The organism is Yinghuangia seranimata (genome assembly GCF_029953285.1).
In the GTDB taxonomy this organism is placed as follows: domain Bacteria; phylum Actinomycetota; class Actinomycetes; order Streptomycetales; family Streptomycetaceae; genus Yinghuangia; species Yinghuangia seranimata.
On sequence record NZ_JASAOI010000049.1, the window covers coordinates 37,642 to 56,869 of the forward strand.

The following is a 19,228-nucleotide window of genomic DNA, read 5'->3' on the forward strand; positions in this document are numbered from 1 at the left end:
GGTCCCTTCGGGTCGTCCGCGGCTCAGGCGCCGTAGACCGGCGTCGGGGTCGGCGCCTCGTCAATGAGCTTGGCGACGACGGGGCCCAGCTCGGCCGGGTTCCAGCGGCGCCCCGCGGTGGCCTCGGGGCCGTGCTGCCAGCCGATCGCGACGGAGACCTTGTCGCCCTCGACCTCGAAGCAGCGGCCGGTGACGTCCTTGGACTCGGCGGAGCCGAGCCACACGACGAGCGGCGAGACGTTCGCCGGGTCGTAGAAGTCGAAGGAGCCGTCGGTGGGCGCGGCGACCATGTCGGGCATGGCCTCCTCGGTCATGCGGGTGCGCGCGGCGGGGGCGATCGCGTTGACGGTGACGCCGTAGCGGCCGAACTCGACGGCGGCGATCTGGGTCAGCGTGAGGATGCCGCCCTTGGCGGAGGCGTAGTTGCCCTGGCCGACCGAGCCCATGAGGCCGGCGCCGGAGCTGGTGTTGATGACGCGGCCGTCGATCGGGTTGCCGGCCTTGGCCTGCTCGCGCCAGTACGCGCCGGCGTGGCGCATGGTCGCGAAGTGGCCCTTGAGGTGCACGCGGATGACGGCGTCCCACTCGGCCTCGCTGAGCGAGACGAGCATGCGGTCGCGCAGGAAGCCCGCGTTGTTGACCAGGACGTCCAGGCGGCCGAAGGTGTCGATCGCGGTCTGGACGAGGCGGCCGGCGCCCTCCCAGTCGGCGACGTCGTCGGAGTTGATGACGGCCTTGCCGCCCATTGCGACGATCTCGTCGACGACCTGCTGGGCCGGGCCGGGCGAGCGGCCGTCGCCCTGCCGCGACGCGCCGATGTCGTTGACGACCACGTGCGCGCCTTCGCGCGCGAACGCCAGCGCGTGCTCGCGCCCGATGCCGCCGCCGGCACCGGTGACGATGACGACGCGTCCCTCGCAGATACCCATGTCGGCTCTACCGGTCCCCTCTGGAAGTACCCCTGGCCTGTGTGCAGCGCCCTGGAGTCTAGATCTGACGACTAGTCAAATACCCGGGAACGGCCTGCCGGACGCGTCACATCGCATCGGCAGGCCGTCCCCGTGGACGTTCGGGTCCTACTTGTCGAAGTCCAGGTTGAGCATCCGGATCGCGTTGCCGCGGATGATCTTGTAGACGGTCTCCTTGTCGAGGCCCGCCAGGTGCTCCTCGGCGATCTTCTTGGTGTGCGGCCAGGTCGAGTCGACGTGCGGGTAGTCGGTCTCGAAGGTCACGTTGTCCACGCCGATGGCGTCGAGCGAGTTGACGCCGTGCTGGTCGCGGAAGAAGCACGCGTACATGTTCTGCCGGAAGTAGAACGACGGGCGCTCGGCCAGGCCGTCGCCGACACCGGCCCAGGCGCGGTGCTCCTCCCACACGTCGTCCATGCGCTCGAGCGCGTAGGGGATCCAGCCCATCTGGCCCTCGGAGTAGGCCAGCTTGAGCTTCGGGAAGCGCGCGGGGATGCCGGCGAAGATGAAGTCCGCCATCGACGCCATCGCGTTGTTGAAGCTCAGCGACGCCTGGACGGCCGCGGGCGCGTCGGGGGACGCGGCGGGCATCGTCGACGAGGAGCCGATGTGCATGTTGATGGTGACGCCGCGCTCCTCGCAGATGCGGAAGAACGGGTCCCAGTAGCCGGTGTGGATGCTCGGCAGGCCCAGGAACGCCGGGATCTCCGAGAAGCACACGGCGGTGACGCCGCGGTCCGCGTTGCGGATGATCTCGGCGACCGCGAGGTCGACGTCCCAGAGCGGGATGATGATCAGCGGGATCAGACGGCCGCCCGAGTCACCGCACCACTCCTCGACCATCCAGTCGTTGTAGGCGCGGACGCACGCGAGCGCGACCTCCTTGTCCTTCGCCTCGGAGAAGGTCTGGCCGCAGAAGCGCGGGAAGGTCGGGAAGCAGAGGGAGGCCTCGACATGGTTGATGTCCATGTCCTTCAGGCGCTCCTTCGGGTCGTACAGACCCGGGCGCATCTCCTCGCGGGTGATGCCCTCCAGCGTCATCTGGTCGCGGCTGAAGCCGACGGCCGCGATGTTCCGCTTGTACGGGAAGCGCAGGTCCTCGTAGAACCACCAGTCCGCGAGCGGCCCGTCCGGGTCGGTCGTGATCTTGTAGCTGGCGCCGGTGTACTCCAGCTGCCCGATACCGGTCTGGACGTGCTTGGGACCCCGGTCGTGGTACTTGGCCGGCAGCCAACGCTCGAACAGGTGCGCCGGTTCGATGACGTGGTCATCGACACTGATGATCTTCGGGAGTTCCCCGAAGCTGTTGCCGGACTCGGTGGCGTCCTGCTCGTGCAGGTTGGCGCTCATCGGCCCCTCCTACGGACTGAATCTGATGGACCGTCAGATTTAGCGTAATCTCTCCCCGCAGGCAACAGCAAGCCGACGGTCCGTCAGGAGGCTCACATGGCACTCGATATGGGTACGTTGCTCGCACCGCGCACGACCGCCCTGGTCACCCAGGAATGCCAGAACGGCGTGATCGGGAAGGACGCCGTCTTCCCCGCCCTCGCCGAGCAGACCCAGGGTCTGATTCCGGCCATCGACGGGCTGTGTCGCGCCGCACGCTCCGCCGGCGTCCCCGTCCTGCACTGCCTCGCCCTGCGGCGCGCCGACGGCCAGGGCGCGAACCGCAACGCCCGCATGTTCGGCGCCGCCGCCAAGGCGCCCGTGCAGCTGCTGCCCGGCTCCGTGGCGGCCGAGGTCGCCGAAGGCATCGAAGTGGCCGAATCCGACCTCGTCCTGACGAGGTATCACGGACTGGGACCGATGGCCGATACCGGGCTCGCGGCGGTCCTGCGCAACCTCGGCGTCACCACGGTCGTCGGCGTCGGGGTGTCGCTCAACGTCGGGATGCTCAACTTCGCGATGGACGCCGTCAACGCCGGCTTCCAGTTCGTCGTACCGCGCGAGGCGGTGGCCGGCTTCCCCGCCGAGTACGCCGAGGCGGTGCTCGCCAACACCCTCGGCGCTGTGGCGACGATCACCACCGCGGCCGAGGTGACGGCGGCCTGGACCCGCTGACCGAGCACACGACGACGGGCGGCCCCGGGGACTCCCCCGAGGCCGCCCGTTCGCGTGTGTCAGACCGTCAGCTCAGCCGCGTCAGCGCTGCGGCGCCCACGGCTTCGCGTTGTACTCGTCGCGGATCTTGAACTTCAGCACCTTGCGCAGCGTCTCGTTGCGCGGCAGCGCGTCCACGACCTCGAGCTGCTCCGGGATCTTCTGCACCATCAGGCTCGCGTCCTTCAGGTACCGCACCATCTCGTCGAACTCCAGGTCGGGCTGCCCCGGCTGACGCTCCACCACCGCGCACACGCGCTCGCCCCGCTCGCGGTCGGTCAGGCCGACCACGGCGACGTCGGCGACCTTCGGGTGCGCGAACAGCAGGTCCTCGATCTCGCGCGCGGAGATGTTCTCGCCCTTGCGGATGATGACGTCCTTCAGGCGGCCGGTCAGCGACAGGTGGCCGTCCGTGCGCAGCTTGCCCAGGTCGCCGGTGCGGTAGAAGCCGTCCTCGTCGAACGCCTCCTTGGTCAGCTCCGGGTCCGTGTAGCCCTTGAAGACCATCGGGCCGCGCAGCCGGACCTCGCCCTCCTCGTCGGGGCCGGCCACCGTGCCGTCCGCGCGCACGATGCGCACCTCGATGCCGTGCACCGGCTTGCCCTCGGAGAACTTCAGCTGGTCCGGGGTGTCGTTCGGGCCGCCCTGCGCGATCATCGGCGACTCGGTCATGCCGTAGCCGTGGCACAGCACGGCCTGCATCTCGTCGACGACCTCGTGGTACAGCTCCGGCGGCTTGGGCGCGCCGCCGCCGGACACGATGCGCAGCGACGGGATGATCTTCTCGCCGGGCTGCTTGCGCTGCTCGTTGAGGAACGCGACGTAGAACGCCGGGCCGCCGCCGACCATCGTGACGCCCAGGCGCGCGTACACCGGGATGACGCCTGCCGGGTCGAACGTCTCGATGATGACCGCCGGGAAGCCGGTGATCAGCAGCGTGTTCACGTAGTCCGGGCCGGCGATGTGCGCGTACGGGAAGGCGATCGAGCCGATGTCGGTCTCGGCCATGTCCAGCGCCTTCGCCAGGCCCAGGCCGCCCGCGATCAGCGTGCCGTCGGTGTGCTGCACACCCTTCGGGTCGGACGTCGTGCCGGACGTGTAGTACAGCCACCGCACCTCGTCGCCGTCGGTCGGCGCCGGCGGCAGCGTCGCCGGGTCACCCTCGGGCAAGCTGTCGTACGCGCTCAACACGGTGAGCCCGCCGGGCAGTTCCTTGCCCAGCGCCTCGCCCATGGCGACGAAGTCGAAGCCCTTCCAGGTGCCGGGCGTCAGGTAGAACTCGGCGCCGGTCTGGCGCAGGCAGAACCCGACCTCCTTCTCCCGGTAGAACGGGATGATCGGGTTCTGGACCGCGCCCAGGCGGGCCAGCGCGGTCGCCGCGACGATCGACTCGATCCGCGTCGGCAGCTGCCACGTCACGCGCGTGCCGGCCGTGATGCCCAGCGCGTGGTACCCGGCCGCGACCCGCTCCGCCCACGCCTTGAACTCCCCGAACGTGACCCTGCGGTCCTCCGGGTCGAGCAGCATCGGGGTGTCGGGCGAGGCCGCGGCCCGGCGCTCGACCAGCTCCCAGAGCGTCGCGGCGTCGTAGATCGGATCAGACACGTGCCCTCCACGTGAGGATGTTTCGCCCGGACCGGCGGCCGCGCCGGCGCACCGCGGGGAACCGCCGGGGCGCGCGCACGACATGCCGACCTGACGGTACGTCAGAATCCTGGTCCGCCGAAAGGGCCGCCGTGGGGTGGCTGAGGTCACGCCCGCACAGCGGGGTGAATTCGATCACCGAAGCGCTGTCCTTCCCACGCAGGTATGCCTACCCTGCCCCGTATGAAGGTGCCGTTCCGCCGGGACCGCCGGACGCCCCCGCCGGCCGTCCCCGAGGGCGCCGTACGTGTGGGGCCGCTGGCCGACGTCCCTGAAGGCGCCGTCCAGCGGATCTGCCAGAACCCCCCGATCGCCGTGCTCCGGCACGGCGCGACGGTCCACGCCTTCGAAGACCGCTGCCCCCACGCCGGCGCCCTCCTCTCCCGCGGGACCGCGCGCGGCGACGAGGTCACCTGCCCGTCCCACAAGGGCGTCTTCCGCGCCGACACGGGGAAGTCGATCGGCGAACAGTCCTGCAGGGCGCTGCGGACCTACGAACCGGTGGTCGTCGACGGCGTCCTGTACGTGAACCCGGCACCGCGCGAGGCCCGCGAGGCCAGGCGCGACGTGTGCGACCGAATCAGCGCGTGACGCCGGGGCCCGGCTCCGGCCGACCCGGAGCGGGCCGGTCGGACGCGGGCCGTGTAGCCGGGACCCGCGTACGCCGGGAACGTGTAGCTACCCGAGACGTCCTTCCCGGCCGAGAGCCGGTCCCGCCTCCGAGCTCCGGGCCCGATTGACCAGAATTCTGATCCAGCCTAGAATTCTGGTCATGAAGACGCTCTCGCTGGCCAACGCCAAGACGCAGCTCTCGTCGGTCGTCGACGAGGTGGTTCGCACGCACGAGCAGGTGACCGTCACCCGCAACGGTGAGCCGGCCGTCGTGATACTGGCCGTCGAGGACTTCGAGGCCATACAAGAGACCATCGAGCTGTTGGCCGACGGCCCCGCCCGCGCCCGTATCGAGCAGGCGCGCAGCGACATCGCCGTGGGCGAGTTCAGCACAGCGGACGAGCTGGCCGACCTGATGGCCGAGCGGCGGCGCCGCGGTGAGTAACCCTCCGGGCCCTGCCCTATACGCGCTCCGCATTGCGCCCGTCGCCCGGCGCGCGCTCACGGACCGCCTTCCCTCTGCGGTGGCCTTCGCCGCGTTCGAGTTCATCAACGGTCCGCTGCGCAACGACCCGCATCGCGTCGGCAAGCCGCTCCACGAGCCGTTCGAGGGGCTGTGGTCGGCACGCCGCGGCACGTACCGGATCCGCTACGCGATCGACGACAAGACACTCACGGTCGACGTCCTCGACATCGCGCCGCGCGCTGACGCCTACCGCACCTGAATTCGGCACGTCCGGCGGCACCGTACGCCGTGATCCGGGCTCCGCGGCCGCTCGCGACACGGCGATCCGGGTTCCGTGGCCGATGCCGGACAATGGGACGCATGCCCGCAGCCCAGCTCGACGAGATCCTGCACGCCGTCCTCGGTTCCCCTGACGACGACGCGGCGCAGGTCGCCGTCGATTCCGGGGCGTCCCGGTTGGCCGATCCCGCGGAGCGGTGGCCCGAGGTGAGCCGGGCGTTCCTGGCGCTGGCCGAGCGGGTCGCGGACGGGTGCTGGTCGCGCGGCTGGCAGCCAGCCGACGTCGTCCGGATGGTGGGGCGCGGGCTGAGCGAGCGGCATGTGCGGCTGGCCGTCGACGTCGTGGCCGCCGCCGCGCGCCGCGACCCCGCGTCGGGGCGGGGGTCGCGCTGGGCCGCGCAGATACGCGAGCTCGGGGCGGACACGCCGTGGTGGGGCGGCGACGAGCACTACCTGCCGGAGTTCGCGCGGCGCGAGCAGCTGACCCGGTTCGAGACGGCGGGGTACGCGCTGGAGGTGCTGCGCCTGCTGGGCCGGCTGCCCGGCATCACGCCGCTGGCCGCGGAGGCGGCGGAGGCCGCCCCGGTGGCGGACGGTACCGAGCCGCGCGTGCTCGGGCGGATCCGCGGTCTGCTGGCCAAGGCCGAGTCGACGGAGTTCCCCGAGGAGGCCGAGGCGCTGACCGCCAAGGCCCAGGAGCTGATGGCGCGGTACAGCATCGACGCGGCGCTGGTCGACCGGAGCGGCGGCGGTCCGGGGGTGGGGCCCGGTGCGATCCGGATCGGCGTCGACGCGCCGTACGACGGGGCGAAGGCCCTGCTACTGAACGCCGTCGCGGAGGCGAACCGCTGCCGCACGGTGTGGTCGCGCGACTTCGGGTTCTCGACGGTGATCGGCTTCGACCCGGACCTGGACGCGGTCGAACTGCTGTACACCTCACTGCTCGTGCAGGCGACGGCGGCGATGGGCCGGGCCGGCAGCCGTGGCCGGTCGCGGTCGCGCTCGTTCCGGCAGTCGTTCCTCGTCGCGTACGCCGGCCGCATCGGCGACCGCCTGGCCGCCGCCACCAAGCAGGCCGAGGCGACCCACGAGGCCGCCCACCCCGGCGCCGACGGCATCCCGGCCGCCGCCTCCGACCTGCTCCCCGTCCTCGCCGCCCGCGACGTCGCCGTCCAGGCCACGACCGACCGGCTCTTCCCGGAGCTGACCACCCACCGCGTCAAGATCCGCGACGAGGAGGGCTGGGCGCACGGCAAGGCCGCCGCCGACCGCGCGACCCTCCACCCCCGCGCCGTCACAGGCCGCTAAAACACCCTCATACGCAACACGTAGTGACAAACTGAAAGCAAGCCTTCACCGTCGTCCCACCAGGAGGCTTGCCATGCGTACCGGACCGTTGACCGGCGTCGCCGCCGTGGGTCTCAGTGTCGCCTCGTTCCTCATGACGATGGGCACCCCCGACATCGACAAGTCCGCCCAGCAGATCAGGAGCTATTACGTCGTCCACGAGAACCGGCAGTGGGGTGCCATCTGGCTGCTGATGCTGGCCGGCGTCGCACTCGTGTTCTTCTCGGCCTACCTGTTCAGCGTGCTGCGTGCGCGCAACGGCGGGTCGGGCTGGCTGCCGCACACCGTGCTGGTCGGCGGGGTGGCGACCGGGGTCGGCTACTTCGTCGCGGCCGCGAGCAGCGCCGCGCTCGTCGACGCCGCGAACGAGCGGCGGTTCACCTCGGACTCGATCGTCGCGCTCAACGCGGTGTCGAACGACGCTTTCTTCATCGCGTTCTTCGGCATGGCGGTGCTCATGCTCGCCGCGGGCCTCGCGGTCGTCCGCGCCGCGACGCCGCTCCCCCGCTGGATGGGGTGGGCGGGCGTCGTCATCGGCGTAGGCGGCCTCGTTCCGTGGGTGACGTGGATCGCGTTCCCGCTCGGCGGGATCTGGATCCTGGTCGCCAGCGTGCTCCTGTGGTTCAGGGACACGACGGACACCCGTGCGGAGACGTGGGCCAGCGACCACAGCGGCGACCAGGCGTCCACCGCGATCTGAGCCGGTCGCGGCTCAGCGCAGCTTGCGCGCCGCCTCGACGGCCCAGTAGGTCAGGATCGACGACGCGCCCGCGCGGCGGATCGACGTCAGGGTCTCCATGATCACCCGGTCCCGGTCGATCCAGCCGTGTGCGGCCGCCGCCTCGACCATCGCGTACTCGCCGCTGACCTGGTACGCCGCCACCGGCACGTGCACCAGGTCGGCGATGCGCCGCACGATGTCCAGGTACGCCATGGCCGGCTTCACCATGACCATGTCCGCGCCCTCCTCGATGTCGAGGAGGACCTCGCGGATCGACTCGTCCGCGTTCGCCGGGTCCTGCTGGTACGTCATGCGGTCGCCCTGCAGCGTCGACTCGACCGCCTCGCGGAACGGGCCGTAGAAACCGCTCGCGTACTTCGCGCTGTACGCCAGGATCGCCGTGTCCTGGTAGCCCGCGGCGTCCAACGCCCGCCGCACGTAGCCGACCTGACCGTCCATCATGCCGCTGGGGCCGAGCATGTCAGCGCCCGCCTCGGCCTGCGCCAGCGCCATCTCCGCGTACCGCTCGAGCGTCGCGTCGTTGTCGACGCTGCCGTCCTCGCGCAGCACACCGCAGTGACCGTGGTCGGTGAACTCGTCCAGGCACAGGTCGGACATGATCACCGCGTCGCCGCCCACCTCGGCGGCGACGTCGCGCAGCGCGACCTGCAGGATCCCGTCCGGGTCGGTGCCGGCCGTCCCGCACGCGTCCTTGACCGCCGGGATGCCGAACAGCATCAGGCCGCCCACGCCCGCCGCGACCGCGTCGTGCGCGGCCTTCCGCAGCGTGTCGCGGGTGTGCTGGACGACGCCTGGCATCGACGACACCGGGATCGGCTCCGCCGCGCCCTCCCGCACGAACAGCGGCAGGATCAGCTCGGCCGGGTGCAGTCGCGTCTCCGCGACAAGGCGGCGCACCGCCGGGGTCCGGCGCAGCCTCCTCGGTCGGACCAAGGGGAAACCGGACCCTGACGGTGCGTCAGCCATCACTACTTCGCCTTCCTCCGCGACCCGGGACGGCGCTCACTGGGCTTCGTCACCGGTTCGCCCGCTTCGATGAGAGACGTGCGCCGCGCGGCCCCGAACTCGGCCAGCGCCTCCGCCAAGGCTGCCACAGACGGCTCCGGCGCCATGACGTCAACGCGCAATCCGTGCTCCTCGGCGGTCTTCGCGGTCGCCGACCCGATGCACGCGATCACCGTCACCGCGTGCGGCTTCCCGGCGATGCCGACCAGGTTGCGGACCGTCGACGAGGACGTGAAGAGCACCGCGTCGAAGCCGCCGCCCTTGATCGCCTCGCGGGTGTCGGCCGGCGGCGGCGCCGCGCGCACCGTGCGGTACGCCGTGACGTCGTCGACCTCCCAGCCCAGCTCGACCAGGCCCGCGACCAGCGTCTCGGTCGCGATGTCGGCGCGCGGCAGGAACACCCGGTCGATCGGGTCGAACACCGGGTCGTACGGCGGCCAGTCCTCGAGCAGCCCGGCGGCGGACTGCTCGCCCGACGGCACCAGGTCCGGCTTCACGCCGAACTCCACCAGCGCACGGGCAGTCTGCTCGCCGACCGCGGCCACCTTGATGCCCGCGAACGCGCGCGCGTCCAGGCCGTACTCCTCGAAGCGCTCGCGCACCGCCTTGACGGCGTTCGTCGAGGTGAAGGCCACCCACTCGTAGCGGCCGGTGACCAGGCCCTTGATGGCCCGCTCCATCTGCTGCGGAGTGCGCGGCGGCTCGACCGCGATGGTCGGCACCTCGTGCGGCACCGCGCCGTACGAGCGCAGCTGCTCGGACAGCGAGGCCGACTGCTCTTTGGTGCGCGGCACCAGCACGCGCCAGCCGAACAACGGCTTGGTTTCGAACCACGACAGGGTGTCGCGCTGCGCGACCACGTCGCCCACCACGATCACCGCCGGCAGCGCGACCCGCGCCGCCTTCAGGTCCGCCGCCACGTTCGCCAGCGTCGACACGATGGTGCGCTGCTCGGTCGTGGTGCCCTGCGTCGTCACCGACACCGGCGTGGCCGGCTTGCGGCCGCCCGCGACCAGCTCCTGCGCGATCTCCGCGATCTGGTCGACCGCGCCGCGCAGCACGAGCGTGCCGTCGGTCGCGCCGACCGTCGCCCAGTCGGTCGACGGCTCGGCGATGTCGAGGACCCGCACGCCCCCCGCACCACTTCGCGCGCTGTGCAGCGGCACACCCGCGTACGCCGGCACCGCGGTGCACGCCGGAACGCCCGGCACGACCTCGAACGGCACCTTGGCCTTCGCGACCGTCGCGATCTCCTCGACCGCGCCCTGGTCCACGACCGGGTCGCCGTCGACGGTACGCACGACCACGCGGCCCGCACGCGCGGCCGCGACGATCAGCTTGGCCCGGCCCGCGGCGGCCAGGGGCTCGCCGTCCTCACCGGCCGAGGGGTCGACCACCTCGACGTCGGGACGGCAGTGGAACAGCACCTGCGCCCTCGTCGCGGCATCGGCGACGACCACGTCGGCCTCGGCCAGCACCTCGACGGCACGCAGGGTCAGCAGACGGGGATCGCCGGGGCCCGCACCGACGAAGGTGACGGTTCCGCTGGGCTTCTTCTTCGCTCTGGGGCTCAAGGGACGCGCTCCCCCATAAGACCGGCGGCACCCCGGGCAAGCATCTCAGCGGCCAGCGATCGGCCGAGCGACGCCGCCTCGTCCAGGGGTCCGGTGGCGGACAACCGTACGTTCATGGTGCCGTCTTCGCTCGCGACTACGGCCCTGAGGTACAGCTCGGTGACCTCCACACCGCCGGACTCCCCCACGGACACGTCCGCGAGAGCGCCCACCGGGGCCGAGCAACCGGCCTCCAGTTCGGCGAGGAGCATGCGCTCGGCCAGCACGGCGGCCCGGGTGTCCGGGTCGTCGAGCACGGCGAGCAGTTCGGCGAGCGCGGCGTCCGACGACGCGCACTCGACGGCCAGCGCCCCTTGACCGGGGGCCGGCAGCATCTGGAGCGGATCGAGGACCTCGGTGGCCTCGTCCGCCCGGCCGAGACGGGCCAGGCCCGCCTTGGCGAGGACGACCGCGTCGATCTCGCCGGACGTGACATACCCGATCCGGGTGTCCACGTTCCCGCGGATCGGCACGATCTCGTGCCCGAGCCCGAGCGCGCGCAGCTGCGCGGCCCGGCGCGGCGATCCGGTGCCGATCCGGGAGCCCGGCGGCAGTTCGCCCAACGTCAGCCCGTCGCGCGCGATCAACGCGTCGCGCGGGTCCTGCCGCGGCGGCACCGCCGCCAGCACCAGGCCCTCGGGCTCGGCGGTCGGCAGGTCCTTCAGCGAGTGCACCGCGAAGTCGATCGACCCGTCGAGCAGCGCGTCGCGCAGCGCCGACACGAACACGCCCGTGCCGCCGATCTGCGCGAGGTGCTCGCGGGACGTGTCGCCGTACGTGGTGATCTCCACCAGCTCCACGGCACGCCCGGTCGCCTCGGTCAGCGCCTTCGCGACGTGCCCGGACTGGGCCATCGCCAGCGCGCTGCGCCGCGTGCCGAGCCGCAGCGGCTTGTCGCCGTCGGCTATGCGCTCACTCATGCGGCACCCCCTCGCCGGTCGCCTGGCTCGGCAGGTCCGCGCGGCTGACCGCCGCCATCGGGCCCGAACCGAGGTCGAACAGCGTGCGCAGCGCCTCCGCGTAGGAGGCCCCGCCCGGCTCGCCGGCCAGCTGCTTCACCCGCACGGTCGGCGCGTGAAGCAGCTTGTCGACGATGCGGCGGACCGTCTGCTCGAGCTCGCCGCGCGTCTTCGGGTCCAGGTCGGGGGTGCGTCCGCTGAGCCGTTCCAGCTCCGCCCGCACGACGTCCGCGGCCATCGCGCGCAGCGCGACGACCGTCGGCGTGACCACCTGCGCGCGCTGCGCGGCGGCGAACTCGGCGACCTCGGCGCCCACCAGCTGGCGCACCAGGTCGACGTCGGCGGTGCCCGAGGCACCGCTGCCGACGTCCGCGAGCAGCTCGAGGTCGACCAGGTGCAGGCCGTCCAGGCCGCGCACCGCGGGGTCGACGTCACGCGGCAGCGCCAGGTCGATCAGCACCAGCGGCCGCTCGGCGCCGCGCTCGCGGCGGGCCGCGAGCACCTGCTCGACGTCGGCCTTGGTGATGACCAGGCCGGTCGCGCCGGTGCACGAGATGACCACGTCCGCGGCGGACAGCGCGTCCGGCAGCGCGGTGATCGGCACCGCGCGCCCGCCGACCTGGTCGGCGAGGTGCTCGGCGCGCTCGTAGGTGCGGTTGGTGATGACGATGTTCGGCGCGACGTTGCTGTCGCCCTGGCGGGCCAGCGTCGTCGCGGCCAGCGCGCTCATCGAGCCCGCGCCGACGACCAGCGAACGGGCGCCGGCCACCGGGCCGAACACCAGCTCGGCCTGCTCGAGCGCGACGGTCACCAGCGACTGGCCCGCGCGGTCGATGCCGGTCTCGGAGTGCGCGCGCTTGCCGACCCGCAGCGCCTGCTGCGCCAGGTCGTTCAGCACCCGGCCCGCGGTGTCGTACTCCTGCGCGAGCGCCAGCGAGGTCTTCAGCTGGCCGAGGATCTGGCCCTCGCCGACCACCATCGAGTCGAGGCCGCACGCCACCGAGAACAGGTGGTGGACCGCCCGCTCCTCGTAGTGGACGTACAGGTGCGGGGTCAGCTCCTCCAGCGTCACGCCGGTGTGCCGGGACAGCAGCCCGGACAGGCCGTCGACGCCGCCGTGGAACCGGTCCACGTCGGCGTACAGCTCGACGCGGTTGCACGTCGAGAGCAGCATCGCCTCGGCGACCGGCTCGGCGGCCGCCATGTCCTGCAGCAGCTTGGCCTGGGCGTCACCGGCCACCGCCACCCGCTCCAGCAGGCTCACGGGAGCGGTGCGGTGGCTCAGCCCGACCACGAGGACGCTCATGCGTCCCCCCGGTGGTCAGGCGTAAAGGCGTATGCGGTCCGGACGTTCACGCCGGCATCACCTCGGGCAGGTCGCCGCCCCGGTCGCCGCGCGCGGCGGTGCCGGCCGGCGGAGGAGCGGTCGGGGGAAGAGTGGGGCCGGCGTCGGTCGCCGACTTGCGCTGCTCGTGGAAGGCGAGGATCTGCAGCTCTATCGACAGGTCCACCTTGCGCACGTCGACGCCCTCGGGAACGGCGAGGACCGTCGGCGCGAAGTTCAGGATGCTGGTGATGCCGGCCGCGACGAGCCGGTCGCACACACCCTGCGCGGCGGGCGCGGGGGTGGTGATGACCCCGATCGACACGCGGTCGTCGCGCACGATCTGCTCGAGGTCGTCCATGTGCCGCACGACCATCCCGGCTATCCGCTGCCCGGCCACCGCGCGGTCGGCGTCCAGCAGCGCCGCGACGCGGAAGCCGCGGGAAGCGAAGCCGCCGTAGTTGGCGAGCGCGTGGCCCAGGTTGCCGATGCCGATGATGGCGACCGGCCAGTCCTGCGTGAGGCCCAGCTCGCGGGAGATCTGGTAGACGAGGTACTCGACGTCGTACCCGACGCCGCGGGTGCCGTACGACCCGAGGTACGACAGGTCCTTGCGCAGCTTGGCGGAGTTGACCCCGGCGGCGGCCGCGAGCTCCTCGGAGGACACGGTCGGCACGCCGCGCTCCGACAGCGCGCTCAGCGCTCGGAGGTACAGCGGGAGCCTCGCCACCGTCGCCTCGGGAATACCGCGTCCCCGGTGCGCCGGTCGCTCGGTACGGCCTGTAGCCACGGTGCTCCTGTGGGTGGGACCTGCGGTTTCGAATGCCAGGTTAGGCTTTTGTGAACGTGTGCACAAAGCTGATGTCCGTTTTGCGCACCTGCCGTGACATGCATCACGCGACGGTTCCCGGTCGACCCTGTGAGCTCGACCACAGTTGGTGACCCGGAGGTGAGCGCTCCGTGACCCACCGGACCCGCCGGACCTGGCACTTCGCTCGCGCACCGGTCCCCCTCAGCCCAGCGCGGCCCGCAGCCGACGCTCGTCCACCCGCCAGAAGTCGTGCTGGCGCCCGTCGATGAGCGTCACCGGGATCTGCTCGCGGTACTCCTCCTCGAGCTTCGGATCCGTCGTGATGTCCACCTCCTCGACCCGCACCCCCAGTTCGGCGGCTACCCGCTCGACGACGGCTCGCGCGTCGTCGCACAGATGACAGCCCGGACGGGTCAGGAGCGTCACGAGCTCGGCGCGCGGTACGGCGGCGTCCCGCCGGCGGAAGATGCCCATACCCCCGATTGTCCCCCTCCCGAGGGTCCCCCTCGGACCACCGCGACACGCCCGGGCCGTCGAGGACCCGACCTGCTCGATCAGCTTCGATCAGCGGCGTATCCGGACCGAACACCTCCACATCACACAAGCGCAAGCAGACCGCCACACAGACGCAACGCGAGGCCGTTACGCTCGCGGTATGGCCCTGCTGCGCCGGAGTCTCCGCAATGTCCCGGGCGGCGCGCTCACCCGCGCCGTGACCGCCGGTGAGGCCGCCGCCGAGGCGGCCCACGCGTCAGCGCACCCCGACATACTCCCGGACGCGGACGCCGCGCCCGGCGAGGCCGCGGAGGCGCCGCCCTCCGACGAACAGCGCCCGCTCGGCGCGGCGTTCTTCGACCTCGACAACACCGTCATGCGCGGCGCGTCTATCTTCCACATGGCCCGCGGCCTGCACGCCCGCCGCTTCTTCGACACGCGCGACATCCTGCGCTTCGGCTGGCAGCAGGTCCGCTTCCGGCTCGGCGGCGAACACATGGGCCACGTCGGCGACGCGCAGGAGACCGCGCTGTCGTTCGTGAAGGGCTACACCGTCGAGGAGATCACCGCGCTCGGCGAGGAGATCTTCGACGAGTACATGGCCGACAAGATCTGGCCGGGCACCCGCGCGCTGGCCCAGCTCCACCTCGACGCCGACCGGCAGGTCTGGCTCGTCACCGCGGCGCCCATCGAGATCGCGTCCACCATCGCCGGCCGGCTCGGCCTGACCGGCGCGCTCGCCACCGTCTCCGAGACCCGCGACGGCGTCTACACCGGCCGCCTGGTCGGCGAACTCCTGCACGGCGAGGCCAAGGCCGAGGCGGTGCGCGGGCTCGCGGTGCGCGAAGGCCTCGACCTCGCGGACTGCTCGGCGTACAGCGACTCGTCGAACGACATCCCCATGCTGTCGCTCGTCGGCGACGCGTGCGCGGTCAACCCCGACGCCAAGCTGCGCCGACACGCGCGCGAACACGGCTGGCGCGTCAAGGACTACCGGACCGGACGCAAGGCCGCCCGGATCGGCATCCCGGCCGCCGCGGGAATCGGCGCGGTCGCGGGGGCGCTCGCCGCCGGCACCGCCGTGCGCCGGCGTGCGGCGCTCGTCTGACCACCCCGCCTGCACCCGTCTAGTCGCACCCATCCGCGCGATCCGCCCCATGGCGTCCGAACACGCCCAACACGCGCGGAATCGCGGCTTGTAGCACCACACGGTCGCGGTGTCCCAGGAATGGCTCAAACAGCACACTTCCGCTGGCCATCCGGGTAGCTTCGCTACGCCGATGAGCACACTTGGTATTCCTTCCTTTACTACGCGTTATTCTCGATCGGCGCACGGCAGTCCCCGTTGTCCCTACGATGGGTGACCGTCCCCGCACATTGAGTCATGAAGCCGAATGATGATGACGCCGACGCGACAGGGAGTCCCGTGCACCGAATCGTCCGGGTTGACGTGACCGGGCTGGCGACGCTGCGAGCGGCGGTGGTCGCCTCGCTCGACCCCTGGCCCACCGACCTTGTTCTGGCCGCCGTCACGGACGCCGGACCGACCCGCGAAGGCGTGTTCGCCGGAGCGGTCAGCCGCGCCGCCCGTACCGGAACCACCGACCAGGGCCGTCCCGCACGCGGCTCCGGGTACACCCGGGGCACCGCACCGGACGGCGAGGCCGGGCGCATCATGGCGCTGGTCGAACTCGCCCAGGACGGCGACGGCGACGCGTTCGCCCAGCTGTACGACAACTACCTCGACACGGTGTACCGCTACATCTACTACCGGGTCGGGGGCCGGGCGATCGCCGAGGACCTCACCAGCGAGACCTTCCTGCGCGCGTTACGCCGCATCGGCACGTTCACCTGGCAGGGCCGCGACTTCGGGGCGTGGCTCGTGACCATCGCGCGCAACCTGGTGGCCGACCACTTCAAGTCCAGCCGGTTCCGGCTCGAGGTCACCACCGGCGAGATGCTCGACGCCAACGAGGTGGAGAGCAGCCCCGAGGACTGCGTCCTCGAGTCGCTGTCCAACGCCGCGCTGCTCGACGCGGTGCGGCGGCTCAACCCGCAGCAGCAGGAATGCGTCACGCTGCGTTTCCTGCAAGGGCTTTCCGTGGCCGAGACGGCCCGGATCATGGGCAAGAACGAGGGTGCCATCAAGACACTGCAGTACCGCGCCGTCCGGACGCTGGCCCGCCTGCTTCCGGAGGACGTGCGGTGAATCACACCTCCGTAACCCCCGAGGGCATCGGCTCGTTCTCCCAGATAGCGGCCCCCTCGGGGGCGCCACGCGGCGGGGAGCCGACTCACGGCCCCCGACCCGTAGACGTCCCTGGACGGGCTTCCGGGGAGAGGAGGTGCGGCCCGTGAGCATCGCGGTTGTGGACCGGCGGCGCGCGTTGGCCTTCGCGCAGGCCGTCGACGAGATGGAATCCGGCCCCGCGCCCAGCCGGGGGGAGACCCACGGGGGCGACCAGGGGGATGTGGAGACCTCGGCGGCCTTGGCCACCGTGGCCCTGTTGCGCGAGGAGGGGGCGGCAGGCCCCGCTCCGTCGGCGGACTTCCGGGCGGCGTTGCGCAGCCGCCTCCTGGAGGAAGCGTCCGCACTGCCCGCCGCGGGCGCCGCGGTGCCCGCCCCGCGCGGCGCGCACCGGCGGCCCGCCGCCATCCCCCGCCAGCGCTCCGTGCGTTGGCGGCGGCGGTGGGCGGTGGCCGGCTCGCTGGTGGTCATCACCGCGGGCGGCCTGGGCGGTGTCGCCTATGCGAGCACCGACGCGGTGCCGGGCGACATGACCTACGGCGTCAAGCGCGGCCTGGAGGACCTGCGGGTCTCGATGGCCGACTCGGACCGCGAGCGCGGCGAGGAGTACCTGAGCCAGGCACGCACCCGGCTGGCCGAGGCCGAGACGCTCCTCGACCGGTCCGGCGACGGCACGGTCGGCAAGGGCACCATCGGGCACCTCAAGGAGGTCCTCGACGACATGCGCGACGAGACGGCCCACGGCCGCGCGCTGCTCACCGAGACCTACCACGAGAACGGCAAGGTCGGGCCGATGCGCGACCTCGCCGACTTCGCCCGCACCGGCACCGAGCGCATGAACCTCATCAACGACCGGCTGCCCGGCGAGGTCGCCGAGCAGCGCGACCTGGTGTGGAACCTGCTGTACGACATCCACCGGCAGGTCGCGCCGATCCCCGGCGCGGTCAACGCGCAGGACGTGGCACGGACCGGGGGCACGCTCCCCGGCCCGGCCGGGCGGGGCGGCGCCCCGGTCGGCGGCGCCCCGGCGGCGCCCGGCGGCCAACCGCAGTCCCCGGCCGGCGGCCTCACCGGCGCCGTGCCACCGCTGCTCGGGGCCGTCCCGGGCACCGGCCAAGGCGGCGAACCCTCGCCGTCGGCGAGTTCGGGGGCACTGCCGAACGTCAACGTGCCGCTGCTCGAGCCGAGCCCGTCCGGGTCCGGCTCGCCGTCGGGTTCGCCCGCGCCCCTCGGCGTGGACGTCCCCGCGCCCGCGCTGCCGCCGGTGAACCTCAACGTGCCGCCGCTGCTGCCGGGCCTGCCCGGCATCGGCATCACGATCGGCGGGGCGCCGCAGTCGGCGCCGCCGGAGGGCGGCGCGCAGCAGCCCTGAGCCCGTCTCGGGAGTACCGAACGACGGCGCCGCCGCGGACCAGTGGTCCGCGGCGGCGCCGTTTCACGTGCGGTGCCCGGCCGGGTGCCCAGTGGCGCGCCCGGCCGGAAGCCGGCTCAGAAGAAGACCGACCTGCGCTGCATCAGCACCCGGTAGATGGTGTGCTGGATCGTCTCGCGGACCTCGTCGGTCAGGTTGAACACCACCATCGGGTCGTCGGCGGTGTGCGCCGGGTACCGGTCGGTGCGGATCGGCGCGCCGAACTCGATGCGCCAGCGGGTCGGCAGCGGCAGCAGCCCGACCGGGCCGAGCAGCGGGAACGTCGGCGTCACCGGGAAGTACGGCAGCCCCAGCAGCCGCGCGAGGGTCCGCGCGTTGCCGATCATGGGGTATATCTCCTCGGCCCCGACGATCGAGCACGGGACGATCGGCACGCCGGTGCGCAGCGCCGACGACACGAACCCGCCCCGCCCGAACCGCTGCAGCTTGTAGCGGTCCTTGAACGGCTTGCCGAGCCCCTTGTAGCCCTCCGGCCACACGCCGACCAGTTCGCCCTGCGACAGCAGCCGTTCGGCGTCCGCGGGGTGCGCGAGCGTGTGCCCGCTCTTGCGCGCCAGCTGCCCGATCAGCGGCAGCTGGAACACCAGGTCGGCGCCGAGCAGCCGCAGGTTGCGGCTGTCGGGGTGGTGGTCGTGCACCGCGACCTGCGTCATCAGCGCGTCCAGCGGCAGCGTCCCGGAGTGGTTCGCGACGATCAGCGCGCCGCCCTTGCCCGGGATGTTCTCCAGGCCCTTGACCTCGACCCGGAAGTACGTGTCGTAGAACGGCCGGAGCAGCGACATGATCAGCTGGTCGGTCAGCTCCTGGTCGAAGCCGAACTCGTCGACCTCGTAGTCGCCGGTGATCCGGCGGCGCAGGAACGCCAGCCCGTCGGCGGCCTTGTCCTCCCAGCCGGGCCCCGCGAGGCCGTCGGCGAGGCCGCGCACGGCGCCGCCGGCCAGGCCGCCGAGGGCGCCCGCGAGCAGGCCGAGCCCCGGCGTCCCCGAACGCCCGCGGGAGCCGCCGGGTGTCTCGCCGGCCTCCGGCGCGGCGCCCAGCGCCCGCACCCGGGCAGGGCGCTCACGCACCGGGACGGCGTCCTCGGGGCCCGCGTCCGTACCGTCGGACGCCCCGTCGACCCCGTCGGCGACCTGGCTCACCGCCGCCTGCGCCGACCGCGCGCCGCGCCCGGCGCGCCGCG

The 19,228-nt window shown here is 72.4% G+C and carries 19 protein-coding genes; 9 read left to right on the plus strand and 10 right to left on the minus strand.

The genetic code is table 11. The features are described 5' to 3' along the window. Positions 1 to 23: 23 nt before the first annotated feature. On the minus strand, positions 24 to 929 hold the full coding sequence (locus QI554_RS29790) for an SDR family oxidoreductase (protein ID WP_281474180.1): 906 nt from the start codon (positions 927 to 929) through the stop codon (positions 24 to 26). Between the two features lie 147 nt (positions 930 to 1,076). Beyond that, the gene (locus tag QI554_RS29795; RefSeq protein ID WP_281474182.1) at positions 1,077 to 2,318 is read right to left on the minus strand and encodes an amidohydrolase family protein; all 1,242 of its coding nucleotides are present in this window, start codon (positions 2,316 to 2,318) and stop codon (positions 1,077 to 1,079) included. 96 nt (positions 2,319 to 2,414) lie between these two features. Between QI554_RS29795 and QI554_RS29800 the strand changes: the two genes are divergently transcribed. Beyond that, positions 2,415 to 3,032, plus strand: coding sequence for an isochorismatase family protein (locus tag QI554_RS29800; protein ID WP_281474184.1), 618 nt, complete (start codon positions 2,415 to 2,417; stop codon positions 3,030 to 3,032). 81 nt (positions 3,033 to 3,113) lie between these two features. On the opposite strand, the gene QI554_RS29805 is transcribed toward QI554_RS29800, so the two are convergent. Further along, the gene (locus QI554_RS29805) at positions 3,114 to 4,676 is read right to left on the minus strand and encodes a class I adenylate-forming enzyme family protein (RefSeq protein ID WP_281474185.1); all 1,563 of its coding nucleotides are present in this window, start codon (positions 4,674 to 4,676) and stop codon (positions 3,114 to 3,116) included. A 222-nt stretch (positions 4,677 to 4,898) separates the two neighbouring features. Between QI554_RS29805 and QI554_RS29810 the strand changes: the two genes are divergently transcribed. From QI554_RS29810 to QI554_RS29830, 5 genes are all read left to right on the plus strand, one after another. Further along, positions 4,899 to 5,306, plus strand: a complete 408-nt coding sequence (locus QI554_RS29810) for a Rieske (2Fe-2S) protein (protein ID WP_281474187.1) — start codon at positions 4,899 to 4,901, stop codon at positions 5,304 to 5,306. 181 nt (positions 5,307 to 5,487) lie between these two features. Then, entirely contained in the window at positions 5,488 to 5,772 is a 285-nt protein-coding gene (locus tag QI554_RS29815; RefSeq protein WP_281474189.1) for a type II toxin-antitoxin system Phd/YefM family antitoxin, read from the plus strand. A gap of 79 nt (positions 5,773 to 5,851) precedes the next feature. Beyond that, positions 5,852 to 6,052, plus strand: coding sequence for a type II toxin-antitoxin system RelE family toxin (locus tag QI554_RS29820; RefSeq protein WP_281474191.1), 201 nt, complete (start codon positions 5,852 to 5,854; stop codon positions 6,050 to 6,052). A 101-nt stretch (positions 6,053 to 6,153) separates the two neighbouring features. After that, positions 6,154 to 7,380 (plus strand): DUF2786 domain-containing protein, encoded by a 1,227-nt coding sequence (locus QI554_RS29825; RefSeq protein ID WP_281474193.1) that lies wholly within the window; start codon positions 6,154 to 6,156, stop codon positions 7,378 to 7,380. A gap of 73 nt (positions 7,381 to 7,453) precedes the next feature. Continuing rightward, positions 7,454 to 8,119, plus strand: a complete 666-nt coding sequence (locus QI554_RS29830; protein WP_281474195.1) for a hypothetical protein — start codon at positions 7,454 to 7,456, stop codon at positions 8,117 to 8,119. Between the two features lie 12 nt (positions 8,120 to 8,131). Here the strand turns inward: QI554_RS29830 and hemB are convergent, their stop codons facing one another. From hemB to QI554_RS29860, 6 genes are all read right to left on the minus strand, one after another. Continuing rightward, positions 8,132 to 9,127: a porphobilinogen synthase gene (hemB, locus tag QI554_RS29835; RefSeq protein ID WP_281474197.1), complete on the minus strand. Its 996-nt coding sequence runs from the start codon at positions 9,125 to 9,127 to the stop codon at positions 8,132 to 8,134. Positions 9,128 to 9,129: 2 nt separating this feature from the next. Next, positions 9,130 to 10,740, minus strand: coding sequence for a bifunctional uroporphyrinogen-III C-methyltransferase/uroporphyrinogen-III synthase (locus QI554_RS29840; protein WP_281474199.1), 1,611 nt, complete (start codon positions 10,738 to 10,740; stop codon positions 9,130 to 9,132). After that, a complete protein-coding gene (hemC, locus tag QI554_RS29845; protein WP_281474201.1) occupies positions 10,737 to 11,699 on the minus strand; it encodes a hydroxymethylbilane synthase in 963 nt (320 codons plus the stop codon). Before hemC ends, QI554_RS29840 begins: the two co-directional genes overlap by 4 nt. Further along, complete coding sequence (locus QI554_RS29850; RefSeq protein ID WP_281474202.1) at positions 11,692 to 13,044, minus strand: glutamyl-tRNA reductase; 1,353 nt, start codon at positions 13,042 to 13,044, stop codon at positions 11,692 to 11,694. The genes hemC and QI554_RS29850 overlap by 8 nt, the downstream gene beginning before the upstream one ends. A 46-nt stretch (positions 13,045 to 13,090) precedes the next feature. Continuing rightward, positions 13,091 to 13,852, minus strand: coding sequence for a redox-sensing transcriptional repressor Rex (locus tag QI554_RS29855; protein WP_281474203.1), 762 nt, complete (start codon positions 13,850 to 13,852; stop codon positions 13,091 to 13,093). Positions 13,853 to 14,074: 222 nt separating this feature from the next. Then, the gene (locus tag QI554_RS29860) at positions 14,075 to 14,347 is read right to left on the minus strand and encodes a glutaredoxin family protein (protein ID WP_281474205.1); all 273 of its coding nucleotides are present in this window, start codon (positions 14,345 to 14,347) and stop codon (positions 14,075 to 14,077) included. Between the two features lie 181 nt (positions 14,348 to 14,528). Between QI554_RS29860 and QI554_RS29865 the strand changes: the two genes are divergently transcribed. From QI554_RS29865 to QI554_RS29875, 3 genes are all read left to right on the plus strand, one after another. After that, positions 14,529 to 15,476 carry an HAD family hydrolase gene (locus QI554_RS29865; protein ID WP_281474207.1) on the plus strand — a complete coding sequence of 316 codons (948 nt, stop codon included), beginning with the start codon at positions 14,529 to 14,531 and terminating at the stop codon, positions 15,474 to 15,476. Positions 15,477 to 15,794: 318 nt separating this feature from the next. Next, complete coding sequence (locus tag QI554_RS29870; protein ID WP_281474208.1) at positions 15,795 to 16,577, plus strand: ECF subfamily RNA polymerase sigma factor, BldN family; 783 nt, start codon at positions 15,795 to 15,797, stop codon at positions 16,575 to 16,577. 145 nt (positions 16,578 to 16,722) lie between these two features. Further along, positions 16,723 to 17,988, plus strand: coding sequence for a DUF5667 domain-containing protein (locus QI554_RS29875; protein WP_281474210.1), 1,266 nt, complete (start codon positions 16,723 to 16,725; stop codon positions 17,986 to 17,988). Positions 17,989 to 18,104: 116 nt separating this feature from the next. Here the strand turns inward: QI554_RS29875 and QI554_RS29880 are convergent. After that, on the minus strand, positions 18,105 to 19,228 hold a 1,124-nt coding region (locus QI554_RS29880; protein ID WP_425528077.1), incomplete at its 5' end, for a lysophospholipid acyltransferase family protein.

What these genes read in the sequence shown, in the direction of transcription:
- QI554_RS29790 (WP_281474180.1), bottom strand. Translation starts at nt 929, where the DNA reads ATGGGTATCTGCGAGGGACGCGTCGTCATCGTCACCGGTGCCGGCGGC.
- QI554_RS29795 (WP_281474182.1), bottom strand. Translation starts at nt 2,318, where the DNA reads ATGAGCGCCAACCTGCACGAGCAGGACGCCACCGAGTCCGGCAACAGC.
- QI554_RS29800 (WP_281474184.1), top strand. Translation starts at nt 2,415, where the DNA reads ATGGCACTCGATATGGGTACGTTGCTCGCACCGCGCACGACCGCCCTG.
- QI554_RS29810 (WP_281474187.1), top strand. Translation starts at nt 4,899, where the DNA reads ATGAAGGTGCCGTTCCGCCGGGACCGCCGGACGCCCCCGCCGGCCGTC.
- QI554_RS29815 (WP_281474189.1), top strand. Translation starts at nt 5,488, where the DNA reads ATGAAGACGCTCTCGCTGGCCAACGCCAAGACGCAGCTCTCGTCGGTC.
- QI554_RS29825 (WP_281474193.1), top strand. Translation starts at nt 6,154, where the DNA reads ATGCCCGCAGCCCAGCTCGACGAGATCCTGCACGCCGTCCTCGGTTCC.
- QI554_RS29830 (WP_281474195.1), top strand. Translation starts at nt 7,454, where the DNA reads ATGCGTACCGGACCGTTGACCGGCGTCGCCGCCGTGGGTCTCAGTGTC.
- hemB (WP_281474197.1), bottom strand. Translation starts at nt 9,127, where the DNA reads ATGGCTGACGCACCGTCAGGGTCCGGTTTCCCCTTGGTCCGACCGAGG.
- hemC (WP_281474201.1), bottom strand. Translation starts at nt 11,699, where the DNA reads ATGAGTGAGCGCATAGCCGACGGCGACAAGCCGCTGCGGCTCGGCACG.
- QI554_RS29850 (WP_281474202.1), bottom strand. Translation starts at nt 13,044, where the DNA reads ATGAGCGTCCTCGTGGTCGGGCTGAGCCACCGCACCGCTCCCGTGAGC.
- QI554_RS29860 (WP_281474205.1), bottom strand. Translation starts at nt 14,347, where the DNA reads ATGGGCATCTTCCGCCGGCGGGACGCCGCCGTACCGCGCGCCGAGCTC.
- QI554_RS29865 (WP_281474207.1), top strand. Translation starts at nt 14,529, where the DNA reads ATGGCCCTGCTGCGCCGGAGTCTCCGCAATGTCCCGGGCGGCGCGCTC.